Origin of the sequence: Thermogemmata fonticola (assembly GCF_013694095.1) — a bacterium.
GTDB classification, from domain to species: domain Bacteria; phylum Planctomycetota; class Planctomycetia; order Gemmatales; family Gemmataceae; genus Thermogemmata; species Thermogemmata fonticola.
On record NZ_JACEFB010000001.1, the window covers coordinates 444478 to 460993 of the forward strand.

Consider the following 16516-nt stretch of genomic DNA (forward strand, 5'->3'; position numbering starts at 1 on the left):
GAGCATAATCGTAGCTGGCAGAGTATCCCAAACCGCCCGTGTGACGCCATCAAGAGGTGGACCATTCCCAGAGGAGAATGCTGCCATCGGCTCCCGCCGCCGCTAGCCAGCGTTGGTCCGGACTGAGGGCGACTCCCAGAATCGGAGCCGGCAGATTCTCCAGTAGCAGCACGCGGGTGAGCGACGAGAAATCCCAAACCGCGATCTTGCCTTGGTCCCCTCCGTAAATCAACCATTGGCCATCTCGACTCAGAGTCACACTGTGGACGCGCCCGACATCCCGGCCAATCACGGAGACTGGCTGGCCGCTGGTGATGTCCCAAATACGCACGGTCTCATCCCAGCCGCCGGAGATTACCCAACGCTCATTGGGACTGAGGGCGACGCAGCAAACGCGGCCCGTATGGCCCTCCAGCCGATGGACTTGGCGCTGGCTGGCGATTTCCCAAACCCGCACTGTCTGGTCGCTCCCGCCCGATAACAAATGGCGGCCATCGGCAGTGGTCGCAACACCCCAGATTTCCCCCTTATGTCCCGTCAAAGCGGCTACGAGCTGCCCTGTGCTGCTTTCCCAGATTTTGATCAAGCCATCTTCCCCCGCGGAGACCAGCCATCGGGTCTGTCCCAGGAACGAGACGTGGTTGACCCAAGCGGTATGAGCCTGGAACAGAAGATTGCACTGCCAATCGATGGTATCCCAGCCCTGGATCGTACCCTTCGAGCCGCTGCCCACCAGGCAGAGGCTGTCGTGACTAAACGCCAAGCTTGTAGCGATGAAACCGGAGGTGTCGACGTGGCGGAGCATTCGGCCGCTACCGGGATCCCAAAGGCGAATGATGCCATCAGCACCGACGGAAGCTAGCGCGGAACTCGCGGGGCTGAAGGTCAGCGCGTAAACTTTGCCCTTATGACCCAAGAGCGTCCGCCTCAGCCGGACTGTCACCCTGGCATGAGTATTCGCCTGAGGAGACGAAACAACGGGGGGTGATCCGGGAGGACTCCCGGAACCGGCGGAAGCGGCAGAAGGTGTCGTAGTCAAGAGGGGCGGTGAAGCCGAGGGCGAAGAGGCCGACGCAGAAGCAGTCGGATCTTGAAGGGGGCGAAGGGCGGCCAGCGGTGTGTTCAAATGATATGGGGATGACGATAGGTGGTACGGCGATGCCGAGGAAGATACAACCGATGCGGAGGAGGAAAGCACCTCCCGAGAGGATCCCAAAGCAGATTTATCTGTGCGGGTGAAGTTATTGAAGTTAAGGACTCTCTCGATTAAGTGAAGTTGGTGCGGTTCCAGAGGTAAGACCTCCGGCTCGGCTAATGGTTGGGGATAACGGACAACCCTGGATAAGGGTAAGACCTGATCCACATACGTGTACAAGGATAAAACCAGATGGCCAATCAGATGCCGGAGTTTATCATCGGAGCCACGCCAAAGCAGTTGGAATAAGGGAGAAAGTTCCGGCTGCTGGTAATCCTTTTCGGTAAAGAGAATGTTTTCCCCGTTGTTGTATTCCCGCCACAACTGCGGATTCCAGCGGAGGGCACATAACCCCGTGTAAATGGCAAGCAGGGAGAAGTGGTCGGCCAAAGGACCATAGTATTTGGGACGGCCCGGATGCTGGTAATTCCGGTGCCCATACTCCGACGGAATCACTTTCTTCAATGCCGGGACCCACAACCCATCATAATCGACTAGACGAAGAACATACCCTGTTTTTCCTTTATCTTGATAATTTGCAATTATGATATTTCCATGCTGAAGATCGCCATGAGCAATATGCTTTTTCCTCATATCGACACTGGCGGCATACAATGAATACATGATGGCTTCGATATAACGTTTTCTCTCCAGAAAACGATCGATGAAATCTCGCAGTGTCAAACCGTTGACCCACTGCATCTTGACGATTGGATACCAGGTTCCCCGCACTCGGATGCCCTGTTGATGGTAATGAAACGGCAAGAGGAAGCGGCAATGGCGCTGCCGCAAGTGTTCTGATACGGCATGATAGCGTTGCTGCAAATTGGGAATGTCCCGCGTGAAGCATTTGACCGCCCAGTCCCCTGATGGTGTGGTGACACGAAAGACGATGGCAAAGTTGCCCGTGCACGCTAGCGGTAATCCGTGGGAATTCGTCACCACTTCCCCAGCTTGCAAGTCGGGGTCGTTGAAGCAATTCCGCGGGTTCTGCACCGTTTCAAAGTATGCCAGATTATCGGGAAGCATCGAGTTTCACTCGAAAACCTTAAGTTGGGATGCCAGCGCACATAACGCATTTTACTCCGTATTTTGCCTCTCACAATGCAGCAGAGGGCATACAGCGCGAAATCATCTCGCAGGAAAAGCCGGTTCGGATGGGGAAACGCTCAAAGAGGATTGGGGCGGGAAGAGGAGGGATCAGGCGGCGCGACGCTCTTCCTTTTTGAGCCAGCTTTGCATGGCGTGCAACTCTTTCTCCCATTCACGGGTAAGCCGCCGTTGGACGAAGGCATCGTAGAGCAAGTCCAAGCTCTCCACCAGGTGGCGGAGTTGCGTCACGCGTTCTTGGCGCATCTGCTGCGGATCGGTGATGTCGTCGGGCAACGGAGGCAAGCGGATCGCGGACAGGGCGAGATTTTCGGCATGCAAGGTGAGTTCGTACTGTTCCTGGTGGCGGACAAGGGTCAACCCCAGCTTTCGGGGGAGTTTCCCGGCTTGTACGGCCCGGCGGGCTTCGGGTAATCGCGTCGGCGCATCGCTGCGGATCGTTTCCAGTCCTGTTTGTCCCCGCGGGCATTCGAGGGTCAATGTCTGCGAGGGGAACACCGCTAACTCGGAGCGGTCCGCTAAGGTGATGGTGTCGCCGCGGGTGTCGGTGTAGAACCAGAGCCAGAGGAGGAATTCATTTCCCAGGAAGTCGCGGTTGCGTTCATCGACGATCCAGGCCAGCGAGGCCGGCGTGATTCCGGGAACAAAGGGACTGGGAGCGGAGTCGTCCACTTGCCGAGTACGGGCATGGACCTCCGCCAAATGGTAGGCACGCCGTCCCGCTGTCATGCATTCCAGGGTCAGGTCGAAGGTTTGGGCCAGCAAGCCGGCCATGCGGTCGATCGCCGTGGCGGCTGTCGAGGAGAACCAGATCTCATTGCTCAGTCGTTCCCAAAGCAGCGGGTAGCACTTGCGCTTGCGGAAGCGTCCATCCCTGGCTTCCTCCTCGAGACGAGCACGGGCGGCCTCTTTGGCCTCGCGCTTCTGCCGCAAGCTGGGGAAACCACTGGGGTTATTGCGGCTCAAGGCCAGCAATTCGATGGCGGTGTAGGCGCGCAACAAGTCGGGAGGAAGGCGGTCGGTATCCACACGCAGATCGAACACCAGAGCGTCGTTGACGATGTTTTTCGCCGGCTGAAAGTCCGTATCCAAAACATGTTCCCCGGCGGTCCACCCGATTTCGATTCCATCGGCGGAAGCCACACGTTGACGGCCAGCCGCATGGGCAGCCAGCCGTTGCAAATGTTCCTCCCCGAAGATCTGCGGCGGTGCATTTAGCACTCGGAAGCGGATAAAGGCCGCCCGACCGGAAAAGAAACCCATGCGCCCTTTCCTCCTCGATTTTCTCCGCGGCCAGACGAAGGTCGGGACTCCCCGCGCTGTTCTTGACCGTGAGGCCGTACTTCCTGGCGGAGGGCTAGGGATTATGTCGTCTCAAGAGGCGGGTCAGGTTTGGCAAAAGACGATCCACGGGAAGGGCAAAAGCAAGCGCCGCTCACTTGGACCGACCGGCAGGGGTCCACCTAAGCTGAACACATACTTATCAGAGGGATAATTCAGGTGACGAGGATGGGTTCATTCACTTCGTCATCTTTGCGGCGCATTTCTTCGAGGATGATGGGATGCCAATTCGGGTCCCGCTGCTGAGGTGGAACGTAATTTTCCCGTGCCCAACGCCGCAGGCGCAATTCCTCGATCAGATCCACATCAGCCGACGAGGCGGGGGGAGAGGTGGTGCTGGAGATCATGGCTACACCCTTCGCTAGCGACACTGCCGGGACTCATGACCTGGGAGACTATGCCGTAGCACCCGATGTAACTCTAGCGGTACAAAAGGGATCGGCAAGGGGACGGGCGCTAGATGAAGGAGAAAAGGGGCGTACAGGTTCGTGTTGCATCTTGGGGTTTTCTATGGGCGTCCGTTCAGGTTCCCCCCACGATCACTTCGACCTCGAAAGTGCGTTCCCCCCGCTCCACCGTGAGGCGGGCTATGCTGCCGGGCTTGAGGCTGCGCAAGAGACGCTCGTAATCTTCGATGTTATCTACGGGTTGACCATTGATGGCCAGAATCAGGTCGCCGGGTTCGAGCAAGCCGGTGCGGGGATTGCGGCGAATACCCCGTAGGCCGGCGCGATCCGCCGGTCCATCGGGAATGACTTGAGCAATCATGACACCTCGGTCGAATCCCGCTTGACGCAAGCGACGCTGATCGTACAGCTTGATACCCAGGTCCGGACGGAGAAGCCGGCCGGTGCGGATCAGTTGCGTCACCACTTCGTTGACGGTATCCGAAGGAATGGCGAAACCGATGCCAACATTGCCGCCGTGCTGACTCGGCGTCGTAATAGCAGTGTTGACTCCGATGAGCCGCCCGAAACGATCCAACAGCGGCCCGCCAGAGTTGCCCGGATTGATCGCCGCGCTGTGCTGAATCACACCGGGAATCGGCGTCCCGGCGGGAGAATCGATGACCCGGCCCAGGGCGGAGATGATCCCTTTGGTCATCGTTAGGCTTAGCCCAAAGGGGTTGCCAATGGCGAAGGCTTTGTAACCCACTTGCAGATCCTCCGAGGAGGTCAGCTCGATCTTGCGGATTTTGCTTCGGGGTGGAAAGTCGTGCGGCGCGAATTGGATCACCGCCAAGTCGTAATCTGGGGCCACTCCAACGATGACAGCGTCGTAGGCGGAGCGGTCGGCCAGCACAACACGCAGAGCCAAGTGGGGTTGGCTGTATGCCTCGGCTACCACGTGGAAGTTGGTCACCATCCGGCCCTCGTCATCCCACATGAACCCTGAACCGGTACCGGCCTTAAACTCAAAGATGCGATCATCCCACGGTGCCCGCTTGACTTTAGCCACAGTATCGACGTTGACTACCGAGGGCGAAACCTTCTTGAACAGCTCGACCGCTTCCTGTTCTTCAGCATCCAGACCCTCGCGGGGAGTCACCTGCCGCGGCTGCGCTTGGGGATTGAGCAGCGGCGGCGTGGGAACCGCCCAGCGATAGAGACGCATCCCTACCCAAAAGAACAGCCCGGCGAGGAAAAGCAGCACCAGCAAAAACGTCAGCCAGGCGCTGGGGGGCAAACCCGAAGTCGAAACGGGCCGGCGTCCTCCAGGCCAACCGGGCCCCTGATCATTTCCCAAACTCATCATGACCTCGTCTCCTTCCTCGAAGGTCCTCCCTATTCGGATTCCCACGCGGCAGAGCCACTCCTATCGTCGACTCATCGCCGTCACAGTAGGGATAGATGGCACAGTCACTATATCATCCCAGCTCGAACTTGCTGATAGTGGAATGGTTGCAGCCCAAATTTTCGATACCGCACCTGCGGGGATTGATTTTCCTCCTTGCCCTCCGCCGCTGCTGGAGGGATGAAAGTGGGAGGGGATCCAAAACCAGTGGTACCGCTCGTTGAGGAGAATCAATCTTCGAGGCTATAGGTCGCTTCCGCCGTTTCGGGAGGTGGGGCGAGGTCGGGATGGGCCAGCAACATGCGGACGCAGGTGTTCCACCGAAGGATAGCGTCGTCATTCTGCTGAGGACGGAGAGCCTCCGCCGTTTCGTAATGTTCCATAGCCTGCCGAAAACAAGCATACGCATGTTGAGAGCTATGAGGTTTATCTGAGCGCAGCCACGCCAGGCCTTCTCGTTCGGCAATCAAGCCGGCATAATAGGCCCGCTCATAGGGGCCTTGGAGTCGACTGAGCAATTCTCGGGCTTGGCGCGGGGAGGGAGGACGCGGTTCCTGAAAGCGGTCGGTAATCGCCAAGATCAAGGTGATCAGGGCTTCCTGATGATCCGGGTCAATCGCCAGAATGTCTTCGCAAATACTTTGCGCTAATTCCGGTTGGTTGAGGAGACGATAGCGTTCGGCTTTCTCCAGGGCGGCAGGGATGGCTTCGGGCCGTAAGCGTTTGAGAGTCCACATGAGTGAACCTCCACGAGGATGAAATCCAACCGCCGGCCTTCTGGGGCTTCCAGAGTAACCGCAGGATCAGGACGAAGATGCCGGAACGGAAGAAGCGGAAGCGGGTGGCGCGGCCGGCGAGGGGGAATCCGCTGTCCCACTCCGGCGGGGGCGGAATACCAGTTGGATCAACTTGACAACCGGATCGTAAAACTCGTCGACGACACGTTCTTTGAGCGGAATGATGGCATTATCCGTGATCGTAATCTGTTCTGGGCAAACCTTGGTACAGCATTTCGTGATGTTGCAATAGCCGATGTGGAACTCGCGTTTGAGGGCGGCGATGCGATCGGCAGTGTCGAGGGGGTGCATCTCCAGAGCGGCAGTGTGGACCAGAAATCTCGGCCCGATGAATTCCTCATGTTTGTGATGTTCGCGCAAGACATGGCAGACATCTTGGCAGAGAAAACACTCGATGCATTTGCGGAACTCCTGGACGCGGTCCACATCTTCTTGGCTCATGCGCCACGTGCCATCGGGGGCATCCGGCGGCCGCGGGCGGAAGGGAGTAATCCGCTTTTTCACCTCGTAGTTCCAGGAAACATCCGTGACGAGGTCCTTCACATGGGGGAAGGTTTGCATCGGTTCGACGATGATCGGTTCGCCGGGGGGAAAGTCGCTGAGCCGGGTCATGCACATGAGCCGCGGCATGCCGTTGACCTCGGCGGCGCAGGACCCGCATTTGCCCGCTTTGCAATTCCAGCGGCAGGCCAGGTCCGTCGCTTGCGTCGCTTGAATCTGGTGGATGGCATCCAGAACGACCATCCCTTCCCCGACTTCCACGGTATAATCCCGGAACTGGCCTTGCCCCCGTTCTCCGCGCCAGATGCGAAACAGCGCTTGCGGCATCAGACGATTCCTCCCTAGATGCGGTAATTGCAACCTGCAGGGCCGACCGTGCCAGCGGCTGGCGACCTGCCCCAACTTTCAACAATGATTCTCCCGCGTCGTTCCCCCTTCGCGTATCGTAGCAATCCCCGGTGTTAGCGCCCGATCTCCCAGATCGGACATTACCTCAGCTCCTCCGGCAGCACCCCGCCGTTTTCCTCGCGAATGATGTCAAGCAATTCCTGAGGCATCGGCGGGATCGGTTCCCAGCGGATTTGCATGCGGCCATCCGGTCCTTTGGCAATGACGGTGTTGACTTTGCCGTACTGGGCCGAGTCTTTGCGCGGGTAGTCATCGCGGAATTGGGCGCCCCGGCTTTCCTTGCGTAAGAGTGCTGCTCGGGTGATGGCTTCCGAGACGGTCAGGAGGCTATGGAGGTCCAAGGCGGTGTGCCAGCCGGGATTATACTCCCGGTTACCGCTGACTGCCACGTTTTGCGCCCGCCGGCGAAGCTGTTCGATGCTCTCCAAAGCTCGCAGCATTTCATCTTCCCGTCGCACAATGCCCACCAGATTTTGCATCAATTCCTGCAACTCCTGCTGGAGCTGGAAGGGATTCTCGCCTTGGGAGCGTTCAAACGGTGCCAAGGCCCAGCGTGCCGCCTCTTCCACCTGGCCCGCATCGATCACGGGCAAGCCGGTGCGTTCTTGGGCATACCGGGCGGCATATTCGCCGGCGCGTTTACCCAAGACGAGCAAGTCCGAGAGGGAATTGCCACCCAAGCGGTTGGCTCCGTTGATGCCGGCCGCACATTCCCCGCAGGCGAACAGGCCAGGCACGCGGGACATCTGAGTGTCGCTATCGACGCGGACCCCTCCCATGATGTAGTGCGTGGTTGGCCCGACCTCCATCGGTTCACGGGTGATGTCCAGTCCTGCCAGCTCCTTGAATTGATGGTACATGCTGGGGAGTTTTTTCTTCCAATGTTCGACCGGGTCGAAGCGTTTGACTCGCTGGGCGTACCAGCGGGAGAAGGTTTGCAATTCCAGGAAAACTCCGCCATGGGGGCTTCCCCGTCCCTCTTTCACTTCTCGGACGATGCAGCGGGCGACGTGATCACGGGTCAACAATTCCGGAGGCCGTCGGGCATCTCGCCCTTGGTATTTCTCCGCCAAGACGTAAAGGAAGCCTTCCTCCTCGTTTTCCGCCGTTTGGGCTTTGTAGTTATCGGGAATATCCCGGAACATGAACCGCTCGCCCTGGCTATTGCGGAGCACCCCTCCTTCCCCGCGCACGCCTTCGGTGACCAAAATCCCGCGAACTCCCGGAGGCCAGACCATGCCCGTGGGGTGGAATTGCACGAATTCCATGTCGATCAATTCAGCGCCGGCGTCGTAAGCCAGCGTATGGCCATCGCCGGTGTATTCCCAGGAGTTGGAGGTGATCTTGTAGGCCCGCCCGACGCCGCCTGTAGCCAAGACAATGGCTTTGGCACGAAAGACGACAAAGCGCCCCCGTTCGCGATCATAGGCGATCGCCCCGGCGATCCGCTCGCCGTCTTTGAACAAGCGGAAGACGGTGCGCTCCATATACACGCTGATTCCGCGGTGGATGCCGTAATCCTGCAAGGTGCGGATCAATTCCAGTCCTGTCCGATCGCCGACGTGAGCGAGGCGTGGATATTTGTGGCCGCCGAAGTTGCGTTGCAGAATCCTCCCATCCGGCGTACGGTCGAAGACAGCTCCCCAGGCTTCCAGTTCCTTGACCCGCGCCGGCGCTTCCTGGGCGTGCAGTTGGGCCATCCGCCAGTTGTTGACATATTGCCCGCCGCGCATCGTGTCGGCGAAGTGGACCTTCCAGTTATCGCGTGCATCTACATTGGCCAGCGCTGCAGCAATGCCCCCCTCGGCCATCACGGTGTGGGCTTTGCCCAAAAGCGATTTACACACCAGTCCGACTGACACCCCCGCCGCGCTGGCTTCAATGGCGGCCCGCAAACCGGCACCGCCCGCCCCGATCACCAGGACATCATGCTCATAAATGGGATAGTTGATGCTCATGGCTTGTCCTGAATACCGTGGGAAAACCGCCCATCACACTGCAAGACTGCTGGTGTGTTCATGCGTCCACCACCGCGATCACACCCCTTTTCGTCCATCTTTGTCTGCGCTGGTTTCTCTCCCAACCCAACGCATGGGTCAACATTCTTCTCGTGGGGAGCCTACAACAATCGCCAATCCCGCCAAATGCCCATCGAACAGAGGCGGACGTAAACATCGGCAAAGAGGACGGAAAACAAGCTGAGCCAGGCCCAGAGCATATGGCGGCGATTGAGGGCGCTACAGCCGCGATAGATACCGGAGCAAACCGCCCCGCGGTGCAGACTGTCCCGCCGCCCGCCGACCAGGTGCCGCAAGGAATGGCAACCGAACGTGTACCCCGCTAGCAGTACCACGTTGATGGTGAGCACCAGGCTGCCCACGCCAATCCCCAAGCCATCCTCGAAACGGTAAGCCATGATGGCATCATAAGTCAGGATGCCGATAAACAGGATCGCGATGTAGAGGAAGTAGCGGTGGATATTCATGATCCGCAAGGGCCAGCCGTTTTCACCGATGTATCCCTGCCGCGGTTCACCCACCGCACAGTTTGGCGGGTCAGCCCAGAACGCCTTGTAGTAAGCGCCGCGGTAGTAGTAACAGGTAAGGCGGAAGCCGGCGGGCGCCCAGAGAATGAGAATCGCTGGCGAGTAGGGAAGCCAAGCCGGCCACCAAGAGGGCGGCGGACCAAACCAGGCGTGCTCTGAGTTTCCCCACAACTCCGGAGAGTAGAACGGCGAGAGGTAAGGGCCATGAGTGTAATGCTCGCCCTGCAAAGCCGCCCATGTCGCATAAACCACAAAGAGCGTCAAGCCAACGAACACGGCCAAGGGTTGCAGCCACCACCGGTCCTGCCGCTGCGTCTGGCCGAATCCTCGGGGTTGCTGCAAGGGGAGAGGAAAACTCGCCATGCCGATCTCCACCAGGCTGGTTTAGCTATGCCGTTAGATCCGTAACGAAACGGCAGCATGCCGATGATAAAGTAGCTGCGTGTCCTCTGCAAGGGCCTGCTCGGAAAATCCCATAATTCTCCCTGGAAGCATGCTCTCCTTATCGGGTTCCGAGGTGCTGGCCGTTGCTGCCCCAATAATGCTCTAACCCTTCTTCCGTCACAAAACGGCGTAACTCCGCGGCCTGTTCCGGCGACAAGTTCTGAAGGGGGAGACGAACGGGGCCAAGGTCCACTCCCCGCAGGCGGACCAACTCTTTCGCCGAGGCCAAATAGCCCAGAGACATCATTTGACGGATGAGGCGAGCCGCCCGCCACTGTTCCCGCCGGGCAGCCTGCAAATCTCCTTTCTCAGCCGCTTGCCACAGGCGGTAAAAGAGGGGAGTAGCAAAATTATAACCGCTTCCCACGGCTGCCTGTCCTCCCAGCGCCCAAGCAGCCAGCAAGTGCTCGTCTATGCCGTAGAACACCTGCAACTGGCCGCCACACGCCTGCAAGAGCCATTGGAAGCCGAGCAGATCGGTGTGGGTGTATTTGACTCCCGCGAAGTTCGGAATCCGCTCGTAGGCGGTTTCGATCCAGTCGGTTATCGGTACATCGACGCCGGTCCAAGCGGGAATCTCGTAGTAGTAAAACGGCGTCTCCGGAGCCGAGGCCGCCACCTGGGCACAACAGGCGATCAGGGCTTCTCCCGATGCGGGTTTGAGATAATGGGGGCTGAGCATGGCAATCCCGGCGGCTCCCAGCTTTTGAGCTTGCTTAGCCATGGCGCAGCTATCCGCCAAGCAATTTGCGCCGACGTGGATCAGCACCGTCCAACCCATCTCTCGGCCCACACGCAGCCAGCGTTCAGCTAACGCCATGCGCTCCTCAAGGGTCAGCGAGCTGAACTCCCCCGTGGTACCGCCAACAAAAACCGCTCTCACCCCATCAGCGTGTAACAGGGCGGCTTGTTGCTCCACTTGCGAGAGAGCTAAAGAGCCATCGCTGGCAAATGGTGTCAGCACTGCGGGTATCAAAGGACCTCTAATGATCGCCCCCCTCATGACCGCCTCATTTCTGTACCGAGACTCTCTGCTCGATGGCCCTCGCTGCAATCTTGCGTATCAACATTCTCCACCGCCAACATCCCTGAAGCTATGATACTTGATACAATGGAACCGGTCCGCAGATGTAGGGAGTTGACGAGAAACCTTGCCGGATCGCGGACGCCTGTCTTCATTCACCCTGGCAGCCCATCACGGGGATCGCTGATGCCAGTCCAAAACTTGTCCTGCCAATTCCTACCCCCGAGACCTCTCCGTTGGATCAGGCCGCCAGCTTGCGTTGGAATGCTGGCCGCAGTTGTCCTGGCCTTGTGGGGATCTATGGTGCCATTGTCCGCACATACGGTCCAGGATCGGCAAAACGGCTTGGCCGCGGCATCGGATTCATACTGGTTCGTTTGGCATCCCGGCGAGTTAGCACCGCAGCGCGGCAAGATCAAACAACTGGAAGGCGGCGAGGTTCGTGTTTGGACGCCGGAAGGTCTGGAGCGCGTTCTCCGTGGCGCGTATCATTGGCACCGCGAGCAATTCCGTCTGCCTCCTTTTCCCACCGGCCCGCAAATCATTACCACTGCAGGAGACCGCTTGGCAGGAAGCGTTGAGGGCCTGGAAACGGGCCGACTTCTCTTCCAGCCGTCTGCCGTGCAACAGCCGCCACAAACCTGGAGGCTTCCCTTCTCCGCCGTCCAGGCCGCCTGGCTCGTGGGCCTTCCTGCTGACACACCCGTGGATCCGGCACTCTATTCCTGGGCGGAGGGCTACAAAAACCGCGATACTCTCCGTCTCCGCAATGGCGACATCTTGGCAGGGGTATTACTTGAGGAAACAGATGCTCGCGGAGACCATACCTGGCAGTTGCAAATACCATCAGGGCAAATACAGCGGCTGGCCCCCGAACAAATCGCCGCCATCCGCTTCAACCCCGCGTTAGCTCGCCGGCGCCTGCCCAAGGAGCCAATCCTACTCGTGGTGCTCCACGACGGCTCCCGCGTCCATCTGACTCGTTTCCGCCTTGAAGATGACCAGCTTCACGGGGTCACCCTCTGGAACGAAGCCGTGGCGATTCCCTGGTCAAAAGTCGTTTTGGGCAGCATGACCTCACCCGTAGCCCCTCGCCTGACGGACCTGGCCCCTGCCAAAATGGAGCGCCAACCGTACCTCGAAGGCAGCCCACCCCCCAGTTTTCAGCGACGCCATAACGGTCTGGAATTGCAGCTCGTAGGCCGAACGGCTCCCATTACGGTGGATTGGGGATTTGCCCTTCCCCCGTGGACGGCACTTCACTACGAGTTGAAGCAACCCTATCGCCGACTCGAAACGTGGGTGTCGCTAGCCCCGGAAGCGGCGCCAACAAGCCGCGTACGCCTGCGGATACTCTGTGACGGCAAAGAAGTGGCTCTACCTCAAGAGGGCCTGTTGACCAGCGGTCCTGCCCAACTGTTGCAAATTCCCTTAGACAACGTTCGGCGTTTGACTTTGATCGTGGACTTCCCCTCGCGCGGCGAACCGGGGGCTGTTACGATCTGGGGCTGGCCGCGGTTGATTCCCTAATCTTGGGGAGATAACCTCGTGGCCAAGACTTTGCTCAAGTTGTGCCCAAAACCTCGAACGCACAGTAAAAGCCAAAAACCCTGAACAGGCAATAAAAAGAAAGCGGGACAGTCCCTCAAGGCCATCCCCGCCTTCCATTCTCATGACTTGGAGCTAACCAGAGCAGACAGCGTCAGCGCTTGGAGAACTGCGGGCCACGGCGTGCTCCACGCTTGCCGTACTTCTTGCGCTCTTTCATCCGAGCGTCACGGGTCAAGTAGCCCGAATCCCGCAACCGGCGGATCATGCCGCTCGGCCCCTGCTCCTCGGCGGTCATGACACCGTCACCACTTGGAGCTGCTTTCTCGGTTGTCGCCACCCGTGCCGTCAAGGCCTTAGCTCGCTCCCGCAGCTTCTGCTCATCGACGTAGGAACGGACTAGCACTGTGTTGTGGAACTGGTAACGCTTCTGTTCATCGGGGGGACTGAACATGGTCTTGAGCGCGCGAGCGATCCCTTGCGACACTGCTCCGGCTTGACCCGATACGCCGCCCCCGCGCACGTTCACGTACACATCAACCCGATTGCGCTGGTCGGTCACTAGCAGCGGGCCATACACTAAGGCGCGGTCCTTCTCTTCCGGGAAATAATCCTCTACCGTGCGCCCGTTGATCTCGATGATGCCTGAACCTTCGCAGATTCTCACGCGGGCCACCGCCTTCTTGCGCCGCCCGGTCCCCAAATAATACGTCCGTTCCCCTTTGCTCTTTTTCTCAGCCATGATTCGTTCTCGTCTTTAGGATACCCTGGAAGGCTTGCTTTTTCCGTTAATCACACTCCGATAGCCGTAATGTTCCGTGTCACAATTTTGCGACTGCCTTCACCGCCATTCGCAATCTTTGAGGATCGTCTATACGGGATGGATTGATCGGCGGTCTGATCAGGGGGATCCTTTCACGATGGAAGACCACCCCGCGTGTAAAGCCCCTCCACTTTAGGTTGTGGGCTTGTATTCCTTGGGCTGTTGGGCTTGGTGGGGATGCCGTGGACCAGCATAGATCTTCAGCTTGGACAACTGTTTGTAGGCCAAAGGCCCCCGTGGCATCATCCGTTTGACCGCCCGCCGCAAAATCTCCTCCGGCTTACTGGCCAGCATCTCGCGCGCCGGGGTAATTTTCAAACCGCCGGGATAGTGCGAGTAATCTTGGTATTCCTTCTGGTCCCACTTGCGGCCCGTAAAGCGGACCTTCTCCGCATTGATCACGATGACGTAGTCCCCAGTGTCACAATGGGGGGTATATTCCGGCTTATGTTTACCGCGTAGCAAATTGGCGATTTGCACGGCCAGCCGGCCCACAACTTGATCCGTGGCATCGATGACCAGCCACTCTTGTTTCACGCTGCCGGGTTTGGCCATGTAGGTTGTTTTCCAGGGCATAAAATCACCTGTTTGCAAGGACAGCGGCAGCTCGCTCTGGGCCTCTTCTCCGCCTCAGAACAGCGTGCTCGCCCTCAACTTCTCGCAGATTGAAATGTTAGCAGCTTCAGACAGACCGGCAAGACCTGACCGCAATCCGCACCGGTCCTTGTTTCGTGCACTCCCCGCTTCCGCTCGAATTACCGTGGAAACACGTACTTGGTTCTTTCGTCTGATGCGGCTATTCCTTCACCTCACGTTGGGAACTATGTATACTGAGCGGATATTCCCTTGCTTGAGGAACCCGCCGCGATGAAACTGGCATTTTCCACGAATGCATACTTGCATTATTCGTTCTCCGAAGCTGTCCGGCGATTGGCCAATATCGGCTACCGCGGTGTGGAAATCATGGCCGATGTTCCCCATGCCTGGCCGGCTTATCTGCTCCCGGAGCAGAAACAAGCCATCCGCGATGCCTTGCAGCAACATGGCCTGGCCATCTCGAATGTCAACGCCTTTATGATGCATGCCGTCAATGACCCCAGGCAAAAATACTGGCACCCCTCTTGGATCGAACCCGACCCCCACTATCGGCAGATCCGCATCGACCACACGAAACGAGCATTGACCTTGGCCCGCGAACTCGGTGCAGCTTGCATCACTACGGAACCGGGCGGACCGCTGGAAGGGCGCACCTGGAACGAATGCCTCCGCTTGTTCCTAGACATGCTACAACCGGTCGTGGAACACGCCGAGCGGGAAGGTGTTTTACTTCTGATTGAGCCAGAACCCGGCTTGCTCCTGGAAACCGTGGACCAATACCTGGAGTTCGCGGAGAAGATCTCTTCACCATATCTGGGGCTGAACTTCGATATCGGCCATGCCTTCTGTGTGGGGGACGATCCGCCTTCAGCCATCCGCCGCCTCGGTTCCCGCATCCGGCACGTCCACTTGGAGGATATCGCCGCTACCCGCGTTCATCACCACCTGATCCCAGGCGAAGGGGCGATCGACTTCGCGGCCACGTTGCAAGCCTTGCAGGAAATTGGGTATCAGGGCTGGATCACCATCGAGCTTTACACTTGCCACGAAAACCCCGATGCGGCCGCTCGCTTGGCACGTGAACGCATTCTGACCATTGCTCATGCCCACAACATTCCTCTCGCATGACGAACCGAAGGGGGAAGGTTTGCTCGGCGAGGGATTCAAGAGAAAGCCTAGCCACTCCGCAGATGGTGCAGGATTCGCTCGGCGAGATATTCGCCAATCGCCAGAGAGGCCGTAGCCGCGGGGGAGGGCGCATTCAGCACATGGATCATACGCTGTTCCTCCTGGATGACGAAATCATCCACCAACCGGCCTTGGCGATCCACCGCTTGGGCGCGGACTCCAGCCCCGGCGTACTCGAGGTCCGCACAGTGCAATTCGGGAACCATGCGCCGGGCCGCTGCGCAGAAGGCCGCGGGACTCAGCGACCGCCGCATCTCGTCGAGGCCGGTCCTCCAGAAGCGGCAAGCTAAACGCCAAAAACCCGGATAAAAGAGCATCTCGATGAGGTCGCGGCCGCTCACGTCCTGGATGCGATACCCTGTCCGCTGGAATGCCAGCACCGCATTCGGACCGCACTCCACACCGCCGCGGATCATCCGGGTGAAGTGGACTCCCAAAAACGGCAATTTCGGATCGGGGACGGGGTAGATCAGATTCCGGCACAGATGCTCTGCCGTGGGCTTCAACCGGTAGTATTCGCCCCGGAAGGGTATGATTTGGACCGACGGCCTAACACCACAAGCGGCGGCCACCCGGTCGCTATAAAGTCCGGCGCAGTTGAGAAGCAGGCGGGCGGAAATCGGCCCTTGTGTCGTTTCCGCGTGGAAAGTGTGGCCTTCAGGGCGGCCATTCACAAACTGCCGCTGAGTCTGAACCTGCCCTCCCGCTTCGTGAATCTGCTGGCGCAGTTTCTCCGCCACCGCCGGGTAAGATACGATGCCCGTGTGGGGAATATGGAGGGCAGCCACACCACGAACGTGCGGTTCGATCTGCCGCATTTTCGCCGCGTCCACGTATTGCACGCCTTCCAACCCGTTAGCTCGGCCGCGGCGCTCCAGCTCTGCAAGCCGCGGCAATTCGCGCTCCTGCACTGCCACCACCAGCTTGCCACAGCGTTCATGCGGCACGCCATATTCAGCACAAAAGCGATAAAGCAACTCTCTCCCCCGCACGCACAGCCGAGCTTTGATGGAACCGGGACGGTAATATAAACCGGAGTGAATTACTCCGCTATTGTGACCGGTTTGGTGGGATGCAATCTCCTTTTCCGCTTCGATGACCAGAACATGGAGTTGTCTCCGCAAGGTCCACGCAGCGGCCAGTCCCACGATGCCGCCGCCAACAACCAGAAGATCGCAGTGTTCCACGGTTGCTCAACCTG

The 16516-nt window shown here is 58.8% G+C and carries 14 protein-coding genes; 2 read left to right on the forward strand and 12 right to left on the reverse strand.

From position 1 onward, the window contains the following. Nucleotides 1-49: 49 nt before the first annotated feature. The 9 genes from H0921_RS01600 to H0921_RS01640 form a co-directional block, all read right to left on the reverse strand. A complete protein-coding gene (locus H0921_RS01600; RefSeq protein ID WP_194536265.1) occupies nt 50-2224 on the reverse strand; it encodes a WD40 repeat domain-containing protein in 2175 nt (724 codons plus the stop codon). A gap of 171 nt (nt 2225-2395) precedes the next feature. After that, nucleotides 2396-3568: a hypothetical protein gene (locus tag H0921_RS01605; protein WP_194536266.1), complete on the reverse strand. Its 1173-nt coding sequence runs from the start codon at nt 3566-3568 to the stop codon at nt 2396-2398. A 233-nt stretch (nt 3569-3801) separates the two neighbouring features. After that, nucleotides 3802-4017, reverse strand: a complete 216-nt coding sequence (locus H0921_RS01610; protein WP_315851823.1) for a hypothetical protein — start codon at nt 4015-4017, stop codon at nt 3802-3804. Nucleotides 4018-4168: 151 nt separating this feature from the next. After that, nucleotides 4169-5401 (reverse strand): S1C family serine protease, encoded by a 1233-nt coding sequence (locus tag H0921_RS01615; RefSeq protein WP_194536267.1) that lies wholly within the window; start codon nt 5399-5401, stop codon nt 4169-4171. A 269-nt stretch (nt 5402-5670) separates the two neighbouring features. After that, the gene (locus H0921_RS01620; RefSeq protein ID WP_194536268.1) at nt 5671-6177 is read right to left on the reverse strand and encodes a hypothetical protein; all 507 of its coding nucleotides are present in this window, start codon (nt 6175-6177) and stop codon (nt 5671-5673) included. A 66-nt stretch (nt 6178-6243) separates the two neighbouring features. Continuing rightward, a complete protein-coding gene (locus H0921_RS01625; RefSeq protein WP_194536269.1) occupies nt 6244-7065 on the reverse strand; it encodes a succinate dehydrogenase/fumarate reductase iron-sulfur subunit in 822 nt (273 codons plus the stop codon). A 161-nt stretch (nt 7066-7226) separates the two neighbouring features. Next, nucleotides 7227-9104, reverse strand: a complete 1878-nt coding sequence (locus H0921_RS01630) for a fumarate reductase/succinate dehydrogenase flavoprotein subunit (protein ID WP_194536270.1) — start codon at nt 9102-9104, stop codon at nt 7227-7229. Between the two features lie 161 nt (nt 9105-9265). Continuing rightward, nucleotides 9266-10054 carry a succinate dehydrogenase gene (locus H0921_RS01635; protein WP_194536271.1) on the reverse strand — a complete coding sequence of 263 codons (789 nt, stop codon included), beginning with the start codon at nt 10052-10054 and terminating at the stop codon, nt 9266-9268. A gap of 139 nt (nt 10055-10193) precedes the next feature. After that, nucleotides 10194-11138: a dihydrodipicolinate synthase family protein gene (locus H0921_RS01640; RefSeq protein ID WP_194536272.1), complete on the reverse strand. Its 945-nt coding sequence runs from the start codon at nt 11136-11138 to the stop codon at nt 10194-10196. Between the two features lie 321 nt (nt 11139-11459). Here H0921_RS01640 and H0921_RS01645 point away from each other — a divergent pair, with 321 nt between their 5' ends. Further along, complete coding sequence (locus H0921_RS01645; RefSeq protein ID WP_194536273.1) at nt 11460-12689, forward strand: NPCBM/NEW2 domain-containing protein; 1230 nt, start codon at nt 11460-11462, stop codon at nt 12687-12689. A 172-nt stretch (nt 12690-12861) separates the two neighbouring features. Here the strand turns inward: H0921_RS01645 and rpsI are convergent, their stop codons facing one another. Together rpsI and rplM are read right to left on the reverse strand one after the other, a co-directional pair. Continuing rightward, nucleotides 12862-13449, reverse strand: a complete 588-nt coding sequence (gene rpsI, locus H0921_RS18590; RefSeq protein WP_194536274.1) for a 30S ribosomal protein S9 — start codon at nt 13447-13449, stop codon at nt 12862-12864. Nucleotides 13450-13662: 213 nt separating this feature from the next. Continuing rightward, on the reverse strand, nt 13663-14106 hold the full coding sequence (rplM, locus tag H0921_RS01655; protein ID WP_194536275.1) for a 50S ribosomal protein L13: 444 nt from the start codon (nt 14104-14106) through the stop codon (nt 13663-13665). A gap of 291 nt (nt 14107-14397) precedes the next feature. On the opposite strand from rplM, the gene H0921_RS01660 reads away from it, so the two are divergent. Then, nucleotides 14398-15255 carry a sugar phosphate isomerase/epimerase family protein gene (locus H0921_RS01660; protein ID WP_194536276.1) on the forward strand — a complete coding sequence of 286 codons (858 nt, stop codon included), beginning with the start codon at nt 14398-14400 and terminating at the stop codon, nt 15253-15255. A 47-nt stretch (nt 15256-15302) separates the two neighbouring features. Here the strand turns inward: H0921_RS01660 and lhgO are convergent, their stop codons facing one another. Next, complete coding sequence (gene lhgO / locus H0921_RS01665; protein ID WP_194536277.1) at nt 15303-16502, reverse strand: L-2-hydroxyglutarate oxidase; 1200 nt, start codon at nt 16500-16502, stop codon at nt 15303-15305. Nucleotides 16503-16516: the final 14 nt, after the last annotated feature.